At 64.1% G+C, this 15,479-nt stretch carries 14 protein-coding genes; 5 read left to right on the top strand and 9 right to left on the bottom strand.

Translation table 11 applies throughout. The features are described 5' to 3' along the window. Positions 1–38 precede the first annotated feature (38 nt). The 3 genes from OCA5_RS00485 to OCA5_RS00475 all read left to right on the top strand — a co-directional run bounded on the left by OCA5_RS00485 (position 39) and on the right by OCA5_RS00475 (position 4,642). Entirely contained in the window at positions 39–974 is a 936-nt protein-coding gene (locus tag OCA5_RS00485; protein ID WP_012561612.1) for a LysR family transcriptional regulator, read from the top strand. 254 nt (positions 975–1,228) lie between these two features. Continuing rightward, positions 1,229–3,661 carry a porin gene (locus OCA5_RS00480; RefSeq protein ID WP_012561613.1) on the top strand — a complete coding sequence of 811 codons (2,433 nt, stop codon included), beginning with the start codon at positions 1,229–1,231 and terminating at the stop codon, positions 3,659–3,661. Positions 3,662–3,709: 48 nt separating this feature from the next. Continuing rightward, positions 3,710–4,642 carry a hydrolase gene (locus OCA5_RS00475; RefSeq protein ID WP_012561614.1) on the top strand — a complete coding sequence of 311 codons (933 nt, stop codon included), beginning with the start codon at positions 3,710–3,712 and terminating at the stop codon, positions 4,640–4,642. Between the two features lie 101 nt (positions 4,643–4,743). Here the strand turns inward: OCA5_RS00475 and pheT are convergent, their stop codons facing one another. The 7 genes from pheT to OCA5_RS19075 form a co-directional block, all read right to left on the bottom strand. Beyond that, a complete protein-coding gene (pheT, locus tag OCA5_RS00470; protein ID WP_012561615.1) occupies positions 4,744–7,167 on the bottom strand; it encodes a phenylalanine--tRNA ligase subunit beta in 2,424 nt (807 codons plus the stop codon). After that, on the bottom strand, positions 7,164–8,246 hold the full coding sequence (gene pheS, locus OCA5_RS00465; protein WP_012561616.1) for a phenylalanine--tRNA ligase subunit alpha: 1,083 nt from the start codon (positions 8,244–8,246) through the stop codon (positions 7,164–7,166). The genes pheT and pheS overlap by 4 nt, the downstream gene beginning before the upstream one ends. A gap of 161 nt (positions 8,247–8,407) precedes the next feature. Then, complete coding sequence (gene rplT / locus OCA5_RS00460; protein ID WP_012561617.1) at positions 8,408–8,767, bottom strand: 50S ribosomal protein L20; 360 nt, start codon at positions 8,765–8,767, stop codon at positions 8,408–8,410. Between the two features lie 64 nt (positions 8,768–8,831). Then, the gene (gene rpmI / locus OCA5_RS00455; RefSeq protein ID WP_012561618.1) at positions 8,832–9,032 is read right to left on the bottom strand and encodes a 50S ribosomal protein L35; all 201 of its coding nucleotides are present in this window, start codon (positions 9,030–9,032) and stop codon (positions 8,832–8,834) included. A 341-nt stretch (positions 9,033–9,373) separates the two neighbouring features. Beyond that, the gene (gene infC, locus OCA5_RS00450) at positions 9,374–9,913 is read right to left on the bottom strand and encodes a translation initiation factor IF-3 (protein ID WP_148261438.1); all 540 of its coding nucleotides are present in this window, start codon (positions 9,911–9,913) and stop codon (positions 9,374–9,376) included. A gap of 114 nt (positions 9,914–10,027) precedes the next feature. Then, entirely contained in the window at positions 10,028–11,281 is a 1,254-nt protein-coding gene (locus OCA5_RS00445; protein WP_012561621.1) for a glycosyltransferase, read from the bottom strand. A gap of 17 nt (positions 11,282–11,298) precedes the next feature. Further along, on the bottom strand, positions 11,299–11,472 hold the full coding sequence (locus OCA5_RS19075; protein WP_158306798.1) for a hypothetical protein: 174 nt from the start codon (positions 11,470–11,472) through the stop codon (positions 11,299–11,301). Here OCA5_RS19075 and OCA5_RS00440 point away from each other — a divergent pair. Then, positions 11,472–12,269: an alpha/beta hydrolase gene (locus tag OCA5_RS00440; RefSeq protein ID WP_012561622.1), complete on the top strand. Its 798-nt coding sequence runs from the start codon at positions 11,472–11,474 to the stop codon at positions 12,267–12,269. The genes OCA5_RS19075 and OCA5_RS00440 overlap by 1 nt on opposite strands. A 119-nt stretch (positions 12,270–12,388) precedes the next feature. Here the strand turns inward: OCA5_RS00440 and OCA5_RS00435 are convergent, their stop codons facing one another. Next, positions 12,389–13,081: a glutathione S-transferase family protein gene (locus OCA5_RS00435; protein WP_013912711.1), complete on the bottom strand. Its 693-nt coding sequence runs from the start codon at positions 13,079–13,081 to the stop codon at positions 12,389–12,391. Between the two features lie 300 nt (positions 13,082–13,381). On the opposite strand from OCA5_RS00435, the gene OCA5_RS00430 reads away from it, so the two are divergent. Further along, positions 13,382–14,188 (top strand): undecaprenyl-diphosphate phosphatase, encoded by an 807-nt coding sequence (locus tag OCA5_RS00430; RefSeq protein WP_012561624.1) that lies wholly within the window; start codon positions 13,382–13,384, stop codon positions 14,186–14,188. A 189-nt stretch (positions 14,189–14,377) separates the two neighbouring features. Here the strand turns inward: OCA5_RS00430 and OCA5_RS00425 are convergent, their stop codons facing one another. Then, entirely contained in the window at positions 14,378–15,343 is a 966-nt protein-coding gene (locus OCA5_RS00425) for a complex I NDUFA9 subunit family protein (RefSeq protein WP_012561625.1), read from the bottom strand. Positions 15,344–15,479: the final 136 nt, after the last annotated feature.

The following is a 15,479-nucleotide window of genomic DNA, read 5'->3' as shown; positions in this document are numbered from 1 at the left end:
ACTGATTGATATCAGGGACTTAAGGGTATCGAGGCGGCATGAACATCAAGTCCCTCAAGGCCTTCCGGCTGATTGTGGTGAACGGCTCGCTCGCGGCCGCCGCCCAATCGATGCATCTCAGCCAGCCTGCGGTGAGCCGCCTCATTTCGCTCCTCGAGCATGAGGCCAAGCTGCAATTGTTCTATCGCACGCGGCGGCGGCTGACGCTGACGCCGGAGGGCGAGGCGTTCTATCGTCAGGCCGAGCATCTGCTCGCGGGCTTCGACGAAATCCCGCGCATTATCGAGGACATCAAGGCGAAGACCGGCGGCAATTTCCGCCTCGTCACCGCGCCGCGCATCGGTCAGGGGCTGGTTTCGCCCGCGCTCGCGCTGATGCAGAAGGAAGCGCCCGGCGTGCGCTGCATCGTCGATATCCAGTCGCGCTTCGATCTCGAAAACCGCATCGGCACCCGGCGCTACGATCTCGGCATCGTCTCGCTGCCGGTGTCGCATTCACTGGTCGAGATCGACAACAAGCCGTTGATGCGCGTGCGCGCGGAAGTGCTGCTGCCGCAGGATCATCCGCTGGCGGCGAAGGAGCAACTCACCGCGTCCGATCTCGCGCCCTATCCGATGCTGGGCTTGTGGCCGAGCCAGATCTGGCGGCAGCAGATGGATGATTTCTTCCGCTCCGGCGGCGCGGTGCCGAGCTACACGGTGGAGACGCGCTCCTCGCTGATGGCCTGCCAGATGGTGCGTGATGGCGCGGGCATCGCGATTCTCGATCGCGTCTGCGCGCAGGCGGTCGATCTTCGTGGGCTGACGCTGCGGCCGATCGAGCCCGCACGCTGGATTTCGTTCGGCTACATCCACCAGCGCGGCGCGACGCTGTCGCAGCACGCCCTGCATTTTCTCGATTGCCTCAACCGTATCGTCGGCGAGTTGCGTGCGCGCGGGCCCGACTACGCCAATTCGATCGTGCCGCTCAACTGACCCCCTTCGGGCGTTGATGGGCACGCCGAGCTCGCCAAGCTGGCGCTGTTGACCTCTTGGTAATATTTCAGAGAAGATATATCTATCTGATTTAGATAGATATTTTTGCAACCATTCCGCTTTGTGCGAAATTTGTTGCTTTATTTAAAATTTTCTTTTGAAAACCCGTCACGGAAGATGACCCCCAACAAAGAACGCTTCGGGGGAAGCGACGCGCCGCTCAAGCAAGCGGTCTGGGGTGGGAGTCAGGGGGCATGCGTACACAGGCTAAGTCCGCACAATCTCGGGCGAATTATCGATACGGGATTGCCGCCAGCAGTCTTGCGGCAGCGCTCGGCCTGCTCGGCTCAGTGAGCCTTGCGTGCGCGGATGATGGTGCCGCGCCATCCTGGTTTGCCGCGCCGGTTCTGAACTACAAGGCGCCCGCAGGCGCTGCCTATGTCGCGCCAAAACCGTTCTGGGCCGAAGACCCCGCGACGCGGCTGCGCGTCGAATATCTGATGCTCTACCGCAAGGGGCCCGGGGCGACGGCGCTCACCGTCGCGAACGGTCCTTCGCGCTACGTGCCGGTGTTCTCGTCCGAACTCGACACCAAGGACAGGACCGCGGCCGGATTCCGGGCGACGATCGATGCCCAGCTCTTCGATACGCCGGTCGAATTCTCCGCATTCTATTCCACGCCGTTCCAGACCGAGCGGCTCCTGAGCGGGCTCAGCACCGGCAGCGGCACGGGTGCGATCCGCACCAACACAACCTATGCGGACCCGACGCTCAATCCCAATTGCGGGTGCAGCCCGAACGGGACGCCGCTCAACTACACCAACTCGCAGACCATCGATAAGCTCTACCTCAATCACAGCAGCCAGTTGTTCGGCGCCGAGGCGAACGCGAAATCGGTGTTCGGCATTCCCGGACTGATGCTCGGCGTGCGCTCGTTCTATTTCGGTGAAGACCTCAACTCGGTCACCACGAAGTTCAATTCCACCACGGCGATCGATGCCGTCTCGATCCAGACCCGCAACTACCTGCTCGGGCCGCAGATCGGCTTCGAGGGCATGTTCGACATTGCCCCCGGCATAAAAATTGGCGGCAGCGCCAAGGCCGGCCTCTACGCCAACTTCATCGAGCGCGAGCGGTCCTACATCTCGCGTAACCAGACCCAGGCGCGCGCGCTGCAGAACTACACCAATGGCACCGGCTTCGCGCAGGCCTACGAGCTCAATCCGCGCATCGAAGTCGCGGTGATGCCGGGTGTTGCGCTCACCGCGGGCGGCACGTTCCTCTGGCTCAACAATGTCAGCACTGTGTTTCCGCAGTACGCGACCGTGACCGATACCGGCGATCGCAACATGCGCGCCAAGGACAAGGTGTTCTATTACGGCCTGCAGGCCGGCCTGAAGATCGATCTCGATACGCTCGGGAAATATTCGCCGCCGCCGATGCGCAAGCGCTATCTCGAAGCGAGGATACTGGAGAGCCAGGGTGCGACGCCGCTCCCGTTCATGGTCTATGGCGACATCAACCGCATGGCCCTGTCGTGGAATGACGGCGTGCAGAGAGACACCCGCGTCGTCGACAACTATTCCGCGCCTTCGATCTTCGGCGCCCGTGGTGCCATCGAGATCGCGCGCGGTTGGACCACCGGTTTCCATGCCGAGGTCGGCCTGTTGCAGGCGCGCTCCATCGCCGTCAGTCAGGATCTGCCGGGTGGCGAGAAGGACTGGGCGCTCGATCTGCGCTATCTCGACTGGTTCATCCGTAGCAACCGCTACGGCAAGATCACCGTCGGTCACACCTCGACCGCAACCGACGGTGCCGTGCTGAACGATTTCAGCGGCACCAATGCGGCCGCGTCGGCGAACATCGCGATGATCGGCGGCGACCTGATGCTGCGCTCCGCCGATGCGCTGGATACCGGTTCGGGCAGTCTCATCACCCGCACCTCGATTGGTGATTTCGTCGGCGGCGCGACCATCGACACGCTTCGCCGCAACGTCGTGCATTACGAGACGCCGACCTACAAAGGCTTCGACTTCGGTGTCGCCGCCCGCGAAAAATTCTGGGACGTTGCCCTGAACTATCGCGCCAATCTCGCCAACTGGCGCTTCCGCGCGAGCGTCGGCTATCTGCGTGACACCGAAGGATCGCGTGAAGATCTCGGGTTCAAGAAAGATCGCCGCGAATGGAAGGGCAGTGCCAGCGTCATTCACGATCCGACCGGCCTGTTTGTGACGACGGCGTTCGTCAATCGCCAGTTCCGCGGCTTTGATTCCTCGAACCAGGCGACGTTCGGCGAAAACATGGTCGACCAGCTCGGCAATGTCATTCCCGGCACCCATCGCCCCGACCTGCGCTTCGGCTATCTCAAGACTGGCCTGCGCAAGCAGTTCACGCCGCTTGGCGACACCAAGTTTTATGCCGAGACGGCGATCGCCAAGAATGGCCTCACAGGATTGCGCGAAGGCGGCCCCAAGGTCGTCACCGCGAGCACGCTCAACATGATCGGCGCGGGCGTGATGCAGGATATCGATGCCTACAACATGCAGGTCTATCTCGGTTTCCGTCACTACGCGTTCAACATCGAGGGCTTGCGCGACAGCAACAGCCAGCCCGGTGGCGTGATCGCCTCGCCGGCGCCGATCAAGGACATCAATCTTGTGTTCTCCGGCGTCCGGTTCAGGTTCTAACCGGATAGAGTTTGGACGCAGCGGCACCGTTTCAGTCAGGGCAGCCACATGATCAGGACAAAGAAGTTGGTTTCCGCCGCTTGCGCCGCGATGCTGGCGACGTGGGTTTCCGGAACGGTGCTCGTTCAGCACGCGGCGGCGCAGACGAGCGAAGACTCTGCAGCGAAAACGCTTCCCGTGGGCGAAGGCGAATTTCGATTGCTGGTGAAGCGCGGGCCGGTGAACGTCTTCACCTATCGTCCGCGCTCGTTCACGCCGGACAGTCCGGTCTGGGTCATCATCCACGGCCAGAAGCGCAACGTCGCTGAGCACAGCGCATTCGACTATTACGATGTCTGGCAGCCGCTTGCGGAGAAGGCCGGCGCGCTGCTGCTGGTGCCGGAATTCGTCGAGCAGTCATGGCCGACCTCATGGCAATTCCAGTTCGGCAACGTCATGACGAAATCGCTGAAACCGATCCCGTGGGAGGACAGCGGCTTTGCGGTTGTGGAAATGGCGTTCCGCCGCGCGGTCGCGATGACCGGCAGCCATCGCCAGCGCTTCTTCCTCTATGGCCATGGTGGCGGCGCGCAATGGGTGCAGCGCTATGTATTGCACAGTGGCGGCCGCATGATCGATCGCGCGGTGGCCGCCAACCCCGGCTGGTACATGCTGCCGGATGATGAGTTCAAGTATCCCTATGGCTTGAAGGGGGCGCCGATTGCACCGGCGACGCTACGCGGCGCCTTCGCTTCCGATTTCGTATTACTGCTCGGCCAGGACGATGTCAGCACCGGCGGCGTGATGCGCAACAATGAGGAAACCAACGAGCAGGGCGAGACGCGTTTCCAGCGCGGTCACTTCTACTTCGATCGCGCCGCCAAGGATGCGCGCAAGATCGGTGCGCGGTTCGCGTGGCACCTGCGTGAAGTGCCGGGTGCGGGGCATGAGAACGAAGACATGGCGCCCGTTGCCGCCAAGGCATTCATGGAGCGCCGCTGAGCGGAGCCGCTTGCAGCCGGGACATTCTATCCGGTCATTCCCGCGAACGCGGGATTTGAAGGCTGGATCCCCGCCTGCGCGGGGACGACGTGCGGACGCTTTTACTCCCGCAGCGTGCTGCCGGTCCGCTTCGTCACGTCCGCGACGATCTTGCCCGCCACCGCCTCGATGTCCTGATCGGTGAGCGTCTTCTCGCGCGGCTGCAGCGTCACGGCGATCGCGACTGACTTCTTGCCCTCGGGAATACCCTTGCCGTCATAGACGTCGAACAGCGTGACATCGGTGATGAGCTTCTTGTCGGCATTCTGCGCGGCGCGCAGGATGTCGGCGGCCTTCACCGCGTGATCGGCAAGGAACGCGAAGTCGCGCGACACCGGCTGGAACGCGGCCAACTCCACCGGCGGCTTGGCGCGGGTCGCGCGCGCCTTCGGCTCGGGCAGACGATCGAGCAGAACTTCGAACGCGACCAGCGGACCGTCGGCCTTCATCGCATCGAGCGTGCGCGGATGCAGTTCGCCGAAATAACCGAGCACGTTCTGCGGTCCGATCTGAATCGTCGCGGCGCGGCCCGGGTGCAGCCATTGCGGCGCGTTCTTCGCCTCACTGAGCGGCACGATCTGCAGCGCCTGCATCGGCGCACCGCAGGCGGCGAGCACGGCCAGCGCATCGGCCTTGGCATCGAACGCATCGACGGTCCATGAACCGGACCATGCGCGGCCAAAGCCTTTCGAGGATGCCATCGCACGGCGCACGCCGGTCGCGGCAGTGAGCTGCTGGTCGGGCTGGTCGCCGAGGAACACCTGTCCGACTTCGAACAGTGCGACATCACCGAAGCCGCGATCGGCATTGGCCTGTGCGGCGGCAATCAGTCCCGGCACCAGCGAGGGCCGCATGTCGGAGAGATCCGATGCGATCGGGTTGGCGAGCGCCAACTCTGGCTTGCCGCCGCCGAATAGCTCCGCCTGCGTCCTGGAGAGGAACGACCACGTCACCGCTTCCGTCAGGCCGCGCGCGGCGAGCGCGCGCTTGGCGCGGCGGGTGCGGGCTTGCAACGGCGTGAGCACTGGTTTGCGCGGCGCCTCGCCGCGATCGAACGGCGTCAGCGGCACGCGATCGACGCCGACAATGCGCACGATCTCCTCGACGATGTCGGCCTTGCCGGCAACGTCGGCGCGCCATGAGGGCACGGCGATCTTCACCACCGGCCCCTGGCCCGCGACCATGAAGCCGAGATGCGTGAGAAGCCGTTTGATCTCGGGCAGGCCGACATCGATACCGGCGAGGCGCTTCACCTCGTCGATCGGGAATTCGATCATGCGGTCGTCGCCGTAAGGCTTGCCGGCCAGCGCGATCTCGGAAGGCTCGCCTCCGCAGATATCAAGCACGAGCTTGGTGGCAAGCTCGAGCCCCGGCACCATGAAGGCCGGATCGACACCGCGCTCGAAACGATAACGCGCATCCGAATTGATGCCGAGCTTGCGGCCGGTCTGGGCGATGTTGATCTCGTTCCACAGCGCGGATTCGATCAGCACGTCGGTTGTCGTCTCGCCGCAGCCGGAAGCTTCGCCACCCATGATGCCCGCGAGCGACTCGACGCCGTTGTCGTCGGCGATTACGCACATCGTCTCGTCGAGCGTGTAGGTCTTGCCGTCGAGCGCGGTGAGGGTTTCGCCTGTCCTCGCACGACGCACGACGAGATTGCCCTTCACTTTGGCGGCGTCGAACACATGCAACGGCCGGCCGCGGTCGAAGGTCATGAAGTTAGTGATGTCGACCAGCGCATTGATCGGGCGCAGCCCGATCGACGTCAGCCGCCGCTGCAGCCATTCCGGCGAAGGGCCGTTTTTCACACCGCGCACGAGACGCAGCGCGAAGCCCGGGCATAGTGCCGCGTCTTCGATCCTGGCGGCGGCGGGAGCTGCGAATGCACCCTTGATCGGTTTTGGCGTGGTGGCTTTGAACTTGCCCATGTCGGCGGCGGCAAGATCGCGCGCGATGCCGTGCACACCGGTTGCGTCGGCGCGGTTCGGCGTCAGGTTGATCTCGATCACCGGATCGCCGAGGCCCGCCCATTCTGCGTAAGGCTTGCCGATGGGTGCATCGGCCGGCAGCTCGATGATGCCGTCGTGGTCTTCGGAAATCTCAAGCTCGGCGGCCGAGCACAGCATGCCGTGGCTTTCGACGCCGCGAATGGTGCCCACTCCTAACGTGATGCCCTTGCCCGGAATGTAGGTGCCGGGCGGTGCGAACACGCTGACCAGCCCGTCGCGCGCATTCGGCGCGCCGCAGACGACCTGAATCGGCGTGCTGCCGTTGCCGGTGTCGACCATGCACACGCGCAAACGATCCGCATTCGGATGCTGCACGGCGGTGATGACCTTGGCGATCGTGTAAGGCGCAAGCGTCTTTGCCTTGTCCTCGAGATGTTCGACCTCGAGGCCGATCATCGTCAGCGTCTCGGCGATCTTCTCGACCGGCTCGTCAGTGTCGAGATGCTCTTTCAGCCAGGAGAGAGTGAATTTCACGACGACAGCCCTCCCGCGAGCGTGGGCACATCAAGCGGCTTGAAGCCATAGTGATTGAGCCAGCGCACATCGCCCTCGAACATCTGGCGGAGATCGCTGATGCCGTATTTCAGCATCGCGATGCGATCGATACCCATGCCCCAGGCAAAGCCCTGATAGACGTCGGGGTCGATGCCGCAATTCTTCAGCACGTTCGGGTGCACCATGCCGCAGCCGAGAATCTCCAGCCAGTCGTCGCCCTCGCCGAAACGGATATCGTTCTTGCCGCGGCGGCACTGGATATCGACCTCCATCGACGGTTCGGTGAAGGGGAAGAACGACGGACGGAAGCGCATGTTGACGTTATCGACCTCGAAGAACGCCTTGCAGAACTCCGACAGAATCCATTTCAGGTGGCCGAGATGGGAGCCCTTGTCGATGACAAGGCCCTCGACCTGATGGAACATCGGCGTATGCGTCTGGTCGCTGTCGCAGCGATAGGTGCGGCCGGGGCAGATCACGCGGATCGGCGGTTGTTGCGACAGCATCGTGCGCACCTGCACCGGCGAGGTGTGCGTGCGCAGTAGCGGCCGCGAGCCATCTTCCTTGCGGTTGAAGAAGAAGGTGTCGTGCATCTCCCGCGCCGGATGGCCCTCGGGGAAATTCAGCTTGGTGAAGTTGTAATCGTCGGTCTCGATGTCCGGCCCTTCGGCGATCGAGAAGCCCATATCGGCGAAGATCGCGGTGAGTTCGTCCATCACCTGCGAGATCGGATGGATGCGGCCTTGCTCGGCGGGCGTCTCGCGCGTCGGCAGCGTGACGTCGATGGTCTCGGAGGCGAGCCGTGCATCGAGCGCTGCGTTCTTCAGCACCTCGCGGCGTGCGGTCAGTGCTGCCGTCACCTTGTCCTTGGCGGCGTTGATCGCGGCGCCTTCGGTCTTGCGCTCTTCCGGCGACATCTTGCCGAGCGTCGACAACAGCGCGGAGATCGAGCCCTTCTTGCCGAGCGCGCCGACGCGCACGGCTTCGAGCGCGGCCTCATCGGGTGCGGCTGCGACAGCGGAGAGGATTTCAGATTCGAGTTTGGCGAGATCGGACATGGGCGGGCCCCAGCGGACGGGTTATCGGAAAACCGCCCGGCAGGGTGCAATCGGCCCAGCCGAACGGAGCGGGACGCCTTCAGGGCGTCCCGGTCGTATCGGCCTCGTGCAAGAGGGGCAAGCCTTCAGGCCGACCTTGGCCGCGCACGGCCGAGGCCACCTTACGCCGCGAGAGCGGCCTTGGCCTTTTCGGCGATCGCCTGGAATGCGGCCGGCTCGTGAATGGCGAGATCCGACAGCACCTTGCGATCAATCACGACACCCGACTTGGCGAGGCCGTTGATAAATCGGCTGTAGGTCAGGCCGAACGGACGCACCGCGGCGTTGATACGCTGAATCCACAGCGCGCGGAAATTGCGCTTCTTCAGCTTGCGGCCGACATAGGCGTACTGTTGGGCCTTGTCGACGGCGGCCTTGGCGGCGCGGATGGTGTTCTTGCGGCGGCCGCGAAAACCCTCGGCGGCCTTGTAGACTTTCTTGTGCTTGGCGTGAGCCGTCACACCGCGTTTGACGCGTGCCATGACTGATCTCCTAAATCTGAATGTGAATGGTGACAGACCGCCGCGCGGACGCGGCGTAAGTGGATCAGGCGTTTGGCAGGAAGTACTGCTTGATGTTGTCGCCGTCGGTCTTGAACAGGGTGCGCGTGCCGCGCAGCTGGCGGATCTGCTTCTTGGTCCGCTTGATCATGCCGTGGCGCTTGCCCGCATGGGCTGACACCACCTTGCCTGTTCCGGTCACTTTGAAGCGCTTTTTGGCGCCCGACTTGGTCTTCAACTTGGGCATTTGGCTCTCCTTGACGCCGCAATCCACGCGCCGAAACCGGCGCGGTGGGCGGCTAAATGCTCGCTAGAGCGTTGAATTGCTTGAAGCTTTGCCCGTGTGGCAAAGCCAGCAAAAACATCGCCACGGCAGCCCTTATTCAGCCGGGCGATGAGGACTGGGCTTATGGCAGAGGATGGCGCAATTGGCAACGGTTAACGGCCCTCGAGCGGCCCTGCGACCGGCCCGCCCGGTTGCGCCTCCGCACAGTCCCACGGGGAACAAAAAAGGCGCCGTCTGGCGCCTTTTTCGTATCTTCCGTGTGAGGCAGCGGCAGTCCGCTTGCCATCCTGGTCGCTGGCGGCTCAGCGCGGTGCGAGCACCATCACGACCTGACGGCCCTCGAACTTCGCGTCCTGCTCGACCTTGGCGACGTCGGCCACAGCCGCCTTCACCTTCTCGAGAAGCTTGGTGCCGAGGTCCTGGTGCGCCATCTCGCGGCCACGATAGCGCAGGGTGATCTTCACCTTGTCGCCTTCCTCGAAGAAGCGGAGCATCGCGCGCATCTTCACGTCGTAGTCGTGATCGTCGATCATCGGGCGGAGCTTGATCTCCTTGATCTCGACGATCTTCTGCTTCTTGCGCGCTTCGGCGGCTTTCTTCTGGGCCTGAAACTTGTACTTCCCGTAGTCCATGATCTTGCAGACCGGCGGGGAGTTGTTCGGCGAAATCTCCACGAGATCCATGCCAAGGTCCGCGGCCGATTTCACGGCAGTCGACGTCTCGACGACGCCGACGTTGACGCCATTCTGATCGATCAACTGGATTTCGAGATTGCGGATCTCATCATTGATACGGGGCCCGTCTTTGACGACTGTGGGCGGAGCTCTGTTAGGACGGCGAATGGGAAGGTCTCCACGATTGTTGAAAGAAGCAGCGATTTTGAAGGATTTTCCGGTCGCTCGCAAGGCAGCCGGTGGCAGCTTGGGTCGAAAAGGCTGTCCGCCGCGGCAATCCGGTCACGGCGTCCGTGCGGACGCCAGTTCCATGTAGAGCCGCAGCGTCTGTTCGGCAACCGTCGCAGAATCCCGGAGGTCCGAAACCCACGCCCGTCCGCGTGCGCCGATCGCCCGCCGCTCGGCCGGGCTGAGTTGCAGGAGCCGCGTCAGCGCTGCCGCCATCGCCTCGATATCGCCGGAGGGAAAACGCAGGCCCGTCATGCGATCGTCACCAAAGGCAGGCGGCGCCAGCATCATGCCGGAGCCTGCCGCGAGATCGGAGGCGACGACCGGCACGCCCATCGCCTGTGCGGCGAGAATGGTGCGCGGCGTTCCCTCCGACTGGGTCGAGGCGAACACCGCAACAGCAGCCACGGCAAGTGCCGCCGGCAGATCGTCGCTGAGCCCCGCGAAGCGGATCACGTCGGTGGTGTCGGTCGCGAGCACGAGGTCCCACAGTTCCGCAGTGAAATGGGTGTGGCCCTGGTCCTCGCCGGTGAAGGCGATCAGGAAATCGGTGATGCCGGCGGCCTTGAGCAGCGCCGCCGCCTTGACGATCAGGGCGTGGCCCTTGCGGCGGACCATGCGGCCGGGCGCGAGAATGACGCGGGTTTCCGGCCCCGCGCCGAAGGCATGGCGAATGCGCGCGATGCGTTCCGCCGTGACGTGATCGGGGTTGAACGCGGCGGCGTCGAAAGCGATCGGCAGCGTGGCGATGCGGTTGCGCGCCGCCGGGTAGCGGTCGCGGATCAGTTCGGCGAGGTCTTCGCTGGTTGCGATCACCCGCGCGCCGCGCACCATCACGCTGTTGTAGAGGCGCTTGAGATAGTTCTGCTCGCGAAAGCCCTTGAACCAGGTGGTAACGAACGGGCGGCGCTGTGCTCGCGCGGCGAAATAGGCGCTCCAGCCCGGTGCGCGGCCGAGCGCGTGCACGACATCGCAGTTCCGCTCCGCGATCAGCCGCGACAGCCGCTTCATGCAGCCGAACATCCGGTAGGGGTTGCGGCTTGCTACTTCCATCTCGACGACTTCGCCGCCCGCAGCGCGGATCTGCGGCACGAGACGGCCGCCTTGCGACACCACGATCGGGCGATGGCCGTGGCGCGCGAGGCAGGTCGTGAGCGCGAGCGCGTTGAGGTCGGCCGCGCCCGATTCCAGCATCGGCACGGCAATCAGCACGGTCAGGCGCCGTCCGCCCTCGGGGTCGGGCGGCGGTGCCGGAACGTCAGACGACGTCTCTGAAAAGCGATGCGTGGCCGTGGAGGAATCCGGCATTTCGAGGCAGTTGTCCTTCAGGCCAAAGCGGGCGGCACGGCGCGGGCGGACTTGCGCGCGGAGGCCAGTTCGCGGACGTTCAAGGGGAAAGCGATCAGGGCGTTGACGAACATGATCTCACCATCAATAACACGGCTCGGCGTCGCGACGCGATACGACCGATCCGCAATTTTCTCATGACTGTTGTCCAATGACCGCTGCCACCGAGCTGCCGCCCTCCTTCATTGATGTTGCGACCGCGCATGGCGCGCGCCGCATTGCCATGCGCCGCCGCGACGGGCAGGGGCCGGGTCTGGTCTGGCTCGGCGGCTTCAAGTCCGACATGCGCGGCACCAAGGCCGACGCGCTCGACGCCTATGCGGCAAGTCATAACCGCGCCTATGTGCGTTACGATTATTCCGGCCACGGTGAGTCGGACGGCGATTTCAAGGATGGCACCATCGGTGCCTGGCTCGAGGAAAGCCTCGCCGTGATCGAGGCCTGCTGCAAGGGGCCGCAGATTCTCATCGGCTCCTCGATGGGCGGATGGATGGCGCTACTCGCCGCGCGCGCATTGCGGCAGGCGCAAGCGAACGGCAGCGCGAAGGCATCGCTCGCCGGGCTTGTGCTGATCGCGCCTGCGCCGGACTTCACCGAAGAGCTGATGTGGAAGCGGTTCTCGCCGGAGATCCGCGATGTGATCATGCGCACCGGTGCGTGGTCGTATCAGTCCGACTATGGTGAGCCCTATCCGATCACCAAGCGGCTGATCGAGGAGGGACGCAATCACCTTCTGCTCGATGCGCCGCTCGAACTCGGCTGCCCAATCCGCATTCTGCAGGGCGTGCAGGATGCCGACGTGCCGTGGCAGCACGCCTTCAAGCTCACGCACATTCTCCCGAGTGACGACGTGGTGCTGACGCTGGTGCAGGATGGCGATCATCGCCTCTCGCGTCCGCAGGATATCGCGCGCATCCTCGCGACGGTGACGGAGTTGGCGGAGGGGTAAGAGCCCGGCTGTCATTCCGGGGCGCAGGTGGCCCTCGGCCGCATGCGACCCCGGAATCTTTTTCCTCATGTCTGGATTCCGGATCGGCTCGCATTCGCTCGCCGTCCGGAATGACGTTCTTAAAAATCCAGATCGATGTAATGCGCCGGGGCGGGCAGGCCCGCGAGCCATTCGTTGAGCAGCGGGCGGAACGAGGGCCGCGATTTGATCCGCACATACCAGGCCTTTGCGGCTTCGTCCTCATTCCACGGCACGTCGCCGAGATAGTCGATCGCCGACAGATGTGCGGCGGCGGCGAGGTCGGCATAGGTCAGGCGATCGCCCGCGAGGAAATTCCGCGTGCGCGCGAGCCAGCCGATATAGGCGAGGTGATAGCGCAGGTTGGCGCGGGCTGCGCGCATCACGTCAGTCGAGGGCGCGCCGCCACCCTGTTCGGCGCTCATGAAGCGTTTGTAGACGCGTTCGGTGACGAGCGGGCCGCTCACCTCATTATAGAACTTGTCGTTGAACCATGACACGAGGCGACGCACTTCGGCGCGCTCGGTGGCGGTCGCGGGCATCAGGCGGCGCGATGTCCGCTCCAGCCCATGGGTCTCGTCGAGATATTCGGCAATGACGTCGGCGCCCGGAATCGGCGGCTCGCCGTCCAGCATCATCACCGGCGTGGTGCCCGCCGGATTGAGCGCGAGAAACTCTTCGTCGCGCTCCCACACCCGCTCCTCCATGAGCTCGCATTCGAGGCCGTATTCGCCGAGCGCGAGACGGATATACCGGGAATGGGGGCAGAAGGCGTGGTGAAGGAGGGTGATCATGGGCACCGTGTTATAGCGTTTTCGAGCGAGGACTGCCGCTTCGCATGACGACACCACGTCAGAACAGGAAGCTGGAGCGTCGCTGCTGATTCCGCCAGGAGCGATCCTGTTTAGCCTCAAGACTCTTAAAGAGAGGCTTAAAAAAGGCTTTCCACCGTCGCCGGTGGACAATTGCGTGAGTCGAAGCCCCTCACCGGCGTGTGGCGGGAGCAAGGCATCCGTGCATGTTTTCCGCATTGCGGGAGAGAGACGAATAAGCGACAAAACGCGCCACTCCCCGCCGGCACGATGGAAGTTCCGATGCTGTTCGATCTCTTCAAGGCGCTGGTCCTCGGCATCGTCGAGGGCGTCACCGAATTTCTGCCGGTGTCCTCGACCGGCCATATCCTTCTGGCGGAGCGGATCTTCGATCTCGACCAGGACAATTTCTGGAAGACGTTTGCCGTCCTGATCCAGCTCGGCGCGATCCTTGCGATCCTTGCGATCTATTTCCAGCGGCTATGGCGGGTCGCGACCCATATGTTCACCGATCCCGCCGCGCGGCGTTTCGTCATCGGCGTTCTGGTCGCGTTTCTGCCCGCGGTCATTCTGGGGCTGATCTTCGGCACCTTTATCAAGGAGGTGCTGTTCAACCCGTGGGTGGTGTGCTTCTCGCTGATCGCAGGCGGTGCGGTGCTGCTCTGGGTCGACCAGCAGGACGTCAACCCGCGCCATCACGATGCCATGGCGTTTCCGCTGCCGATGTATCTCGGCATCGGCATCGCGCAATGCGCGGCGATGGTGCCCGGCGTGTCGCGCTCCGGCGCCTCGATCGTCGCGGCGATGCTGTTCGGTGCCGACAAGCGCGCGGCGGCGGAGTTCTCGTTCTTCCTTGCGATCCCGACCATGCTCGGCGCGTTCGTCTACGACGTCTACAAGAGCCGCGGCGACATGACGATGGACCACGCCTTCATCATCATCGTCGGGTTCGTGGTGTCGTTCATCACCGCGATCGTGGTGGTGAAGACGTTCCTCGATTTCGTTACGAAGAACGGCTTCACCTTCTTCGCCTGGTGGCGGGTGATCGTCGGCACGCTCGGGCTGATCGCCCTCGCGCTCGGGGCGTGAGGCTGGGCGCGGCTTGCGATGCTCGACCTGCTCCCTCTCCCGTTGGGGAGAGGGTTGGGGTGAGGGGGCCTAGATGTGTGAGGGATATCGAACTATCGAAAGATCGTACGCCCTCACCCGCTCGCTTCGCGAGCGACCTCTCCCCACGGGAGAGGTAGGCGCGCCATCGGCCCCATGACGACTTGGCAGTTACGCGAGCGTGCGGGCGAACTGGCCGGCCTTGCGGAAGCGCCAGAGATAGGACGGCAGCACCGCCACCATCGATTCCGGCGCGATGCCGAGGCCTTCCAGCGTGCGCCCTTCGCGCTTGGCCGCTTCGGAGACGACATTATCGCTCTTCAGCATCTCGACCTGATCCGGCGTGAGCTTGAAGTCGCCCGGCGCGAACTGCAGGAATGCCGCGTTCAGTTTCGCAAGGCCGAACGGCAGCGAGATCAGCGCGGGATTGCGCCCGGCGATCCGCAAAATGGTCTCGACCGCCTGCCGCATGGTCACGACCTCCGGCCCGCCGATCTCGTAAGCCGTGCCGGGCTGGGTCTTGCCGTCAACCGCGTCCGCGATGGCGGCGGCGACGTCGCCGACGAACACCGGCTGCAGCTTGGTGTCGGCGCCGACGAGCGGCAGCACCGGCGACAGGCACGCCAGCGCCGCGAAGCGGTTGGCGAAATGATCCTCCGGCCCGAACACGATCGAGGGGCGGATGATGGTGGCGTCGGGCGAGGCGTCGAGCACGGCCCGTTCGCCGAGCGTCTTGGAGGCGAGGTAACGCGAGGTCGATTCGGTTCCGACGCCGAGCGCCGAGACATGGACGACACGCGCGCCCTGCCGCGCCGCCGCCTGGGCGATCACCTGCGCGCCGCGGGCATGCACCCGGTTGAAGCGCTGGGCGCCGCCTTCCGAAAGAATGCCGACGAGATTGACCACGACATGGGCGCCGCGCATCGCCGCCTCGACGGAAGCGGGGTAGCGCACGTTCGCCTGCACCGGGTTGATCTGGCCGACCTTGCCGAGCGGCTGCAGGTGGCCGGCAAGCTCCGGCCGGCGCACGCCGACGCGCAGCCGGTAGTCGCGCTGCGCCAGCGCCCGCACCACATGGCGACCGAGAAAACCCGATCCGCCGAACACAGTGACGAGGGTATCGATAGGGGCTGGCATCGACAAAATTCCTGCTTTGGCCGGGCAAAACCCGCGAAAATCTGCGGATTTTCCGATACGCCATCGGCTCCGGGCTGTACAGGGCCCATGGTGCCACCGGCCGAAGCAATTTGACAAGCGCGTGGCCTGTCCGTAC

This window comes from Afipia carboxidovorans OM5 (assembly GCF_000218565.1).
In the GTDB taxonomy this organism is placed as follows: domain Bacteria; phylum Pseudomonadota; class Alphaproteobacteria; order Rhizobiales; family Xanthobacteraceae; genus Afipia; species Afipia carboxidovorans.
Note: the sequence above shows the minus strand (reverse complement) of the source record. Positions and strands in the feature narration are given on the sequence as shown.

What these genes read in the sequence shown, in the direction of transcription:
- OCA5_RS00440 (WP_012561622.1), top strand. Translation starts at nt 11,472, where the DNA reads ATGACCGCTGCCACCGAGCTGCCGCCCTCCTTCATTGATGTTGCGACC.
- OCA5_RS00475 (WP_012561614.1), top strand. Translation starts at nt 3,710, where the DNA reads ATGATCAGGACAAAGAAGTTGGTTTCCGCCGCTTGCGCCGCGATGCTG.
- OCA5_RS00480 (WP_012561613.1), top strand. Translation starts at nt 1,229, where the DNA reads ATGCGTACACAGGCTAAGTCCGCACAATCTCGGGCGAATTATCGATAC.
- OCA5_RS00435 (WP_013912711.1), bottom strand. Translation starts at nt 13,081, where the DNA reads ATGATCACCCTCCTTCACCACGCCTTCTGCCCCCATTCCCGGTATATC.
- pheS (WP_012561616.1), bottom strand. Translation starts at nt 8,246, where the DNA reads ATGTCCGATCTCGCCAAACTCGAATCTGAAATCCTCTCCGCTGTCGCA.
- rplT (WP_012561617.1), bottom strand. Translation starts at nt 8,767, where the DNA reads ATGGCACGCGTCAAACGCGGTGTGACGGCTCACGCCAAGCACAAGAAA.
- OCA5_RS00485 (WP_012561612.1), top strand. Translation starts at nt 39, where the DNA reads ATGAACATCAAGTCCCTCAAGGCCTTCCGGCTGATTGTGGTGAACGGC.
- OCA5_RS00430 (WP_012561624.1), top strand. Translation starts at nt 13,382, where the DNA reads ATGCTGTTCGATCTCTTCAAGGCGCTGGTCCTCGGCATCGTCGAGGGC.
- OCA5_RS00445 (WP_012561621.1), bottom strand. Translation starts at nt 11,281, where the DNA reads ATGCCGGATTCCTCCACGGCCACGCATCGCTTTTCAGAGACGTCGTCT.
- rpmI (WP_012561618.1), bottom strand. Translation starts at nt 9,032, where the DNA reads ATGCCCAAGTTGAAGACCAAGTCGGGCGCCAAAAAGCGCTTCAAAGTG.
- OCA5_RS00425 (WP_012561625.1), bottom strand. Translation starts at nt 15,343, where the DNA reads ATGCCAGCCCCTATCGATACCCTCGTCACTGTGTTCGGCGGATCGGGT.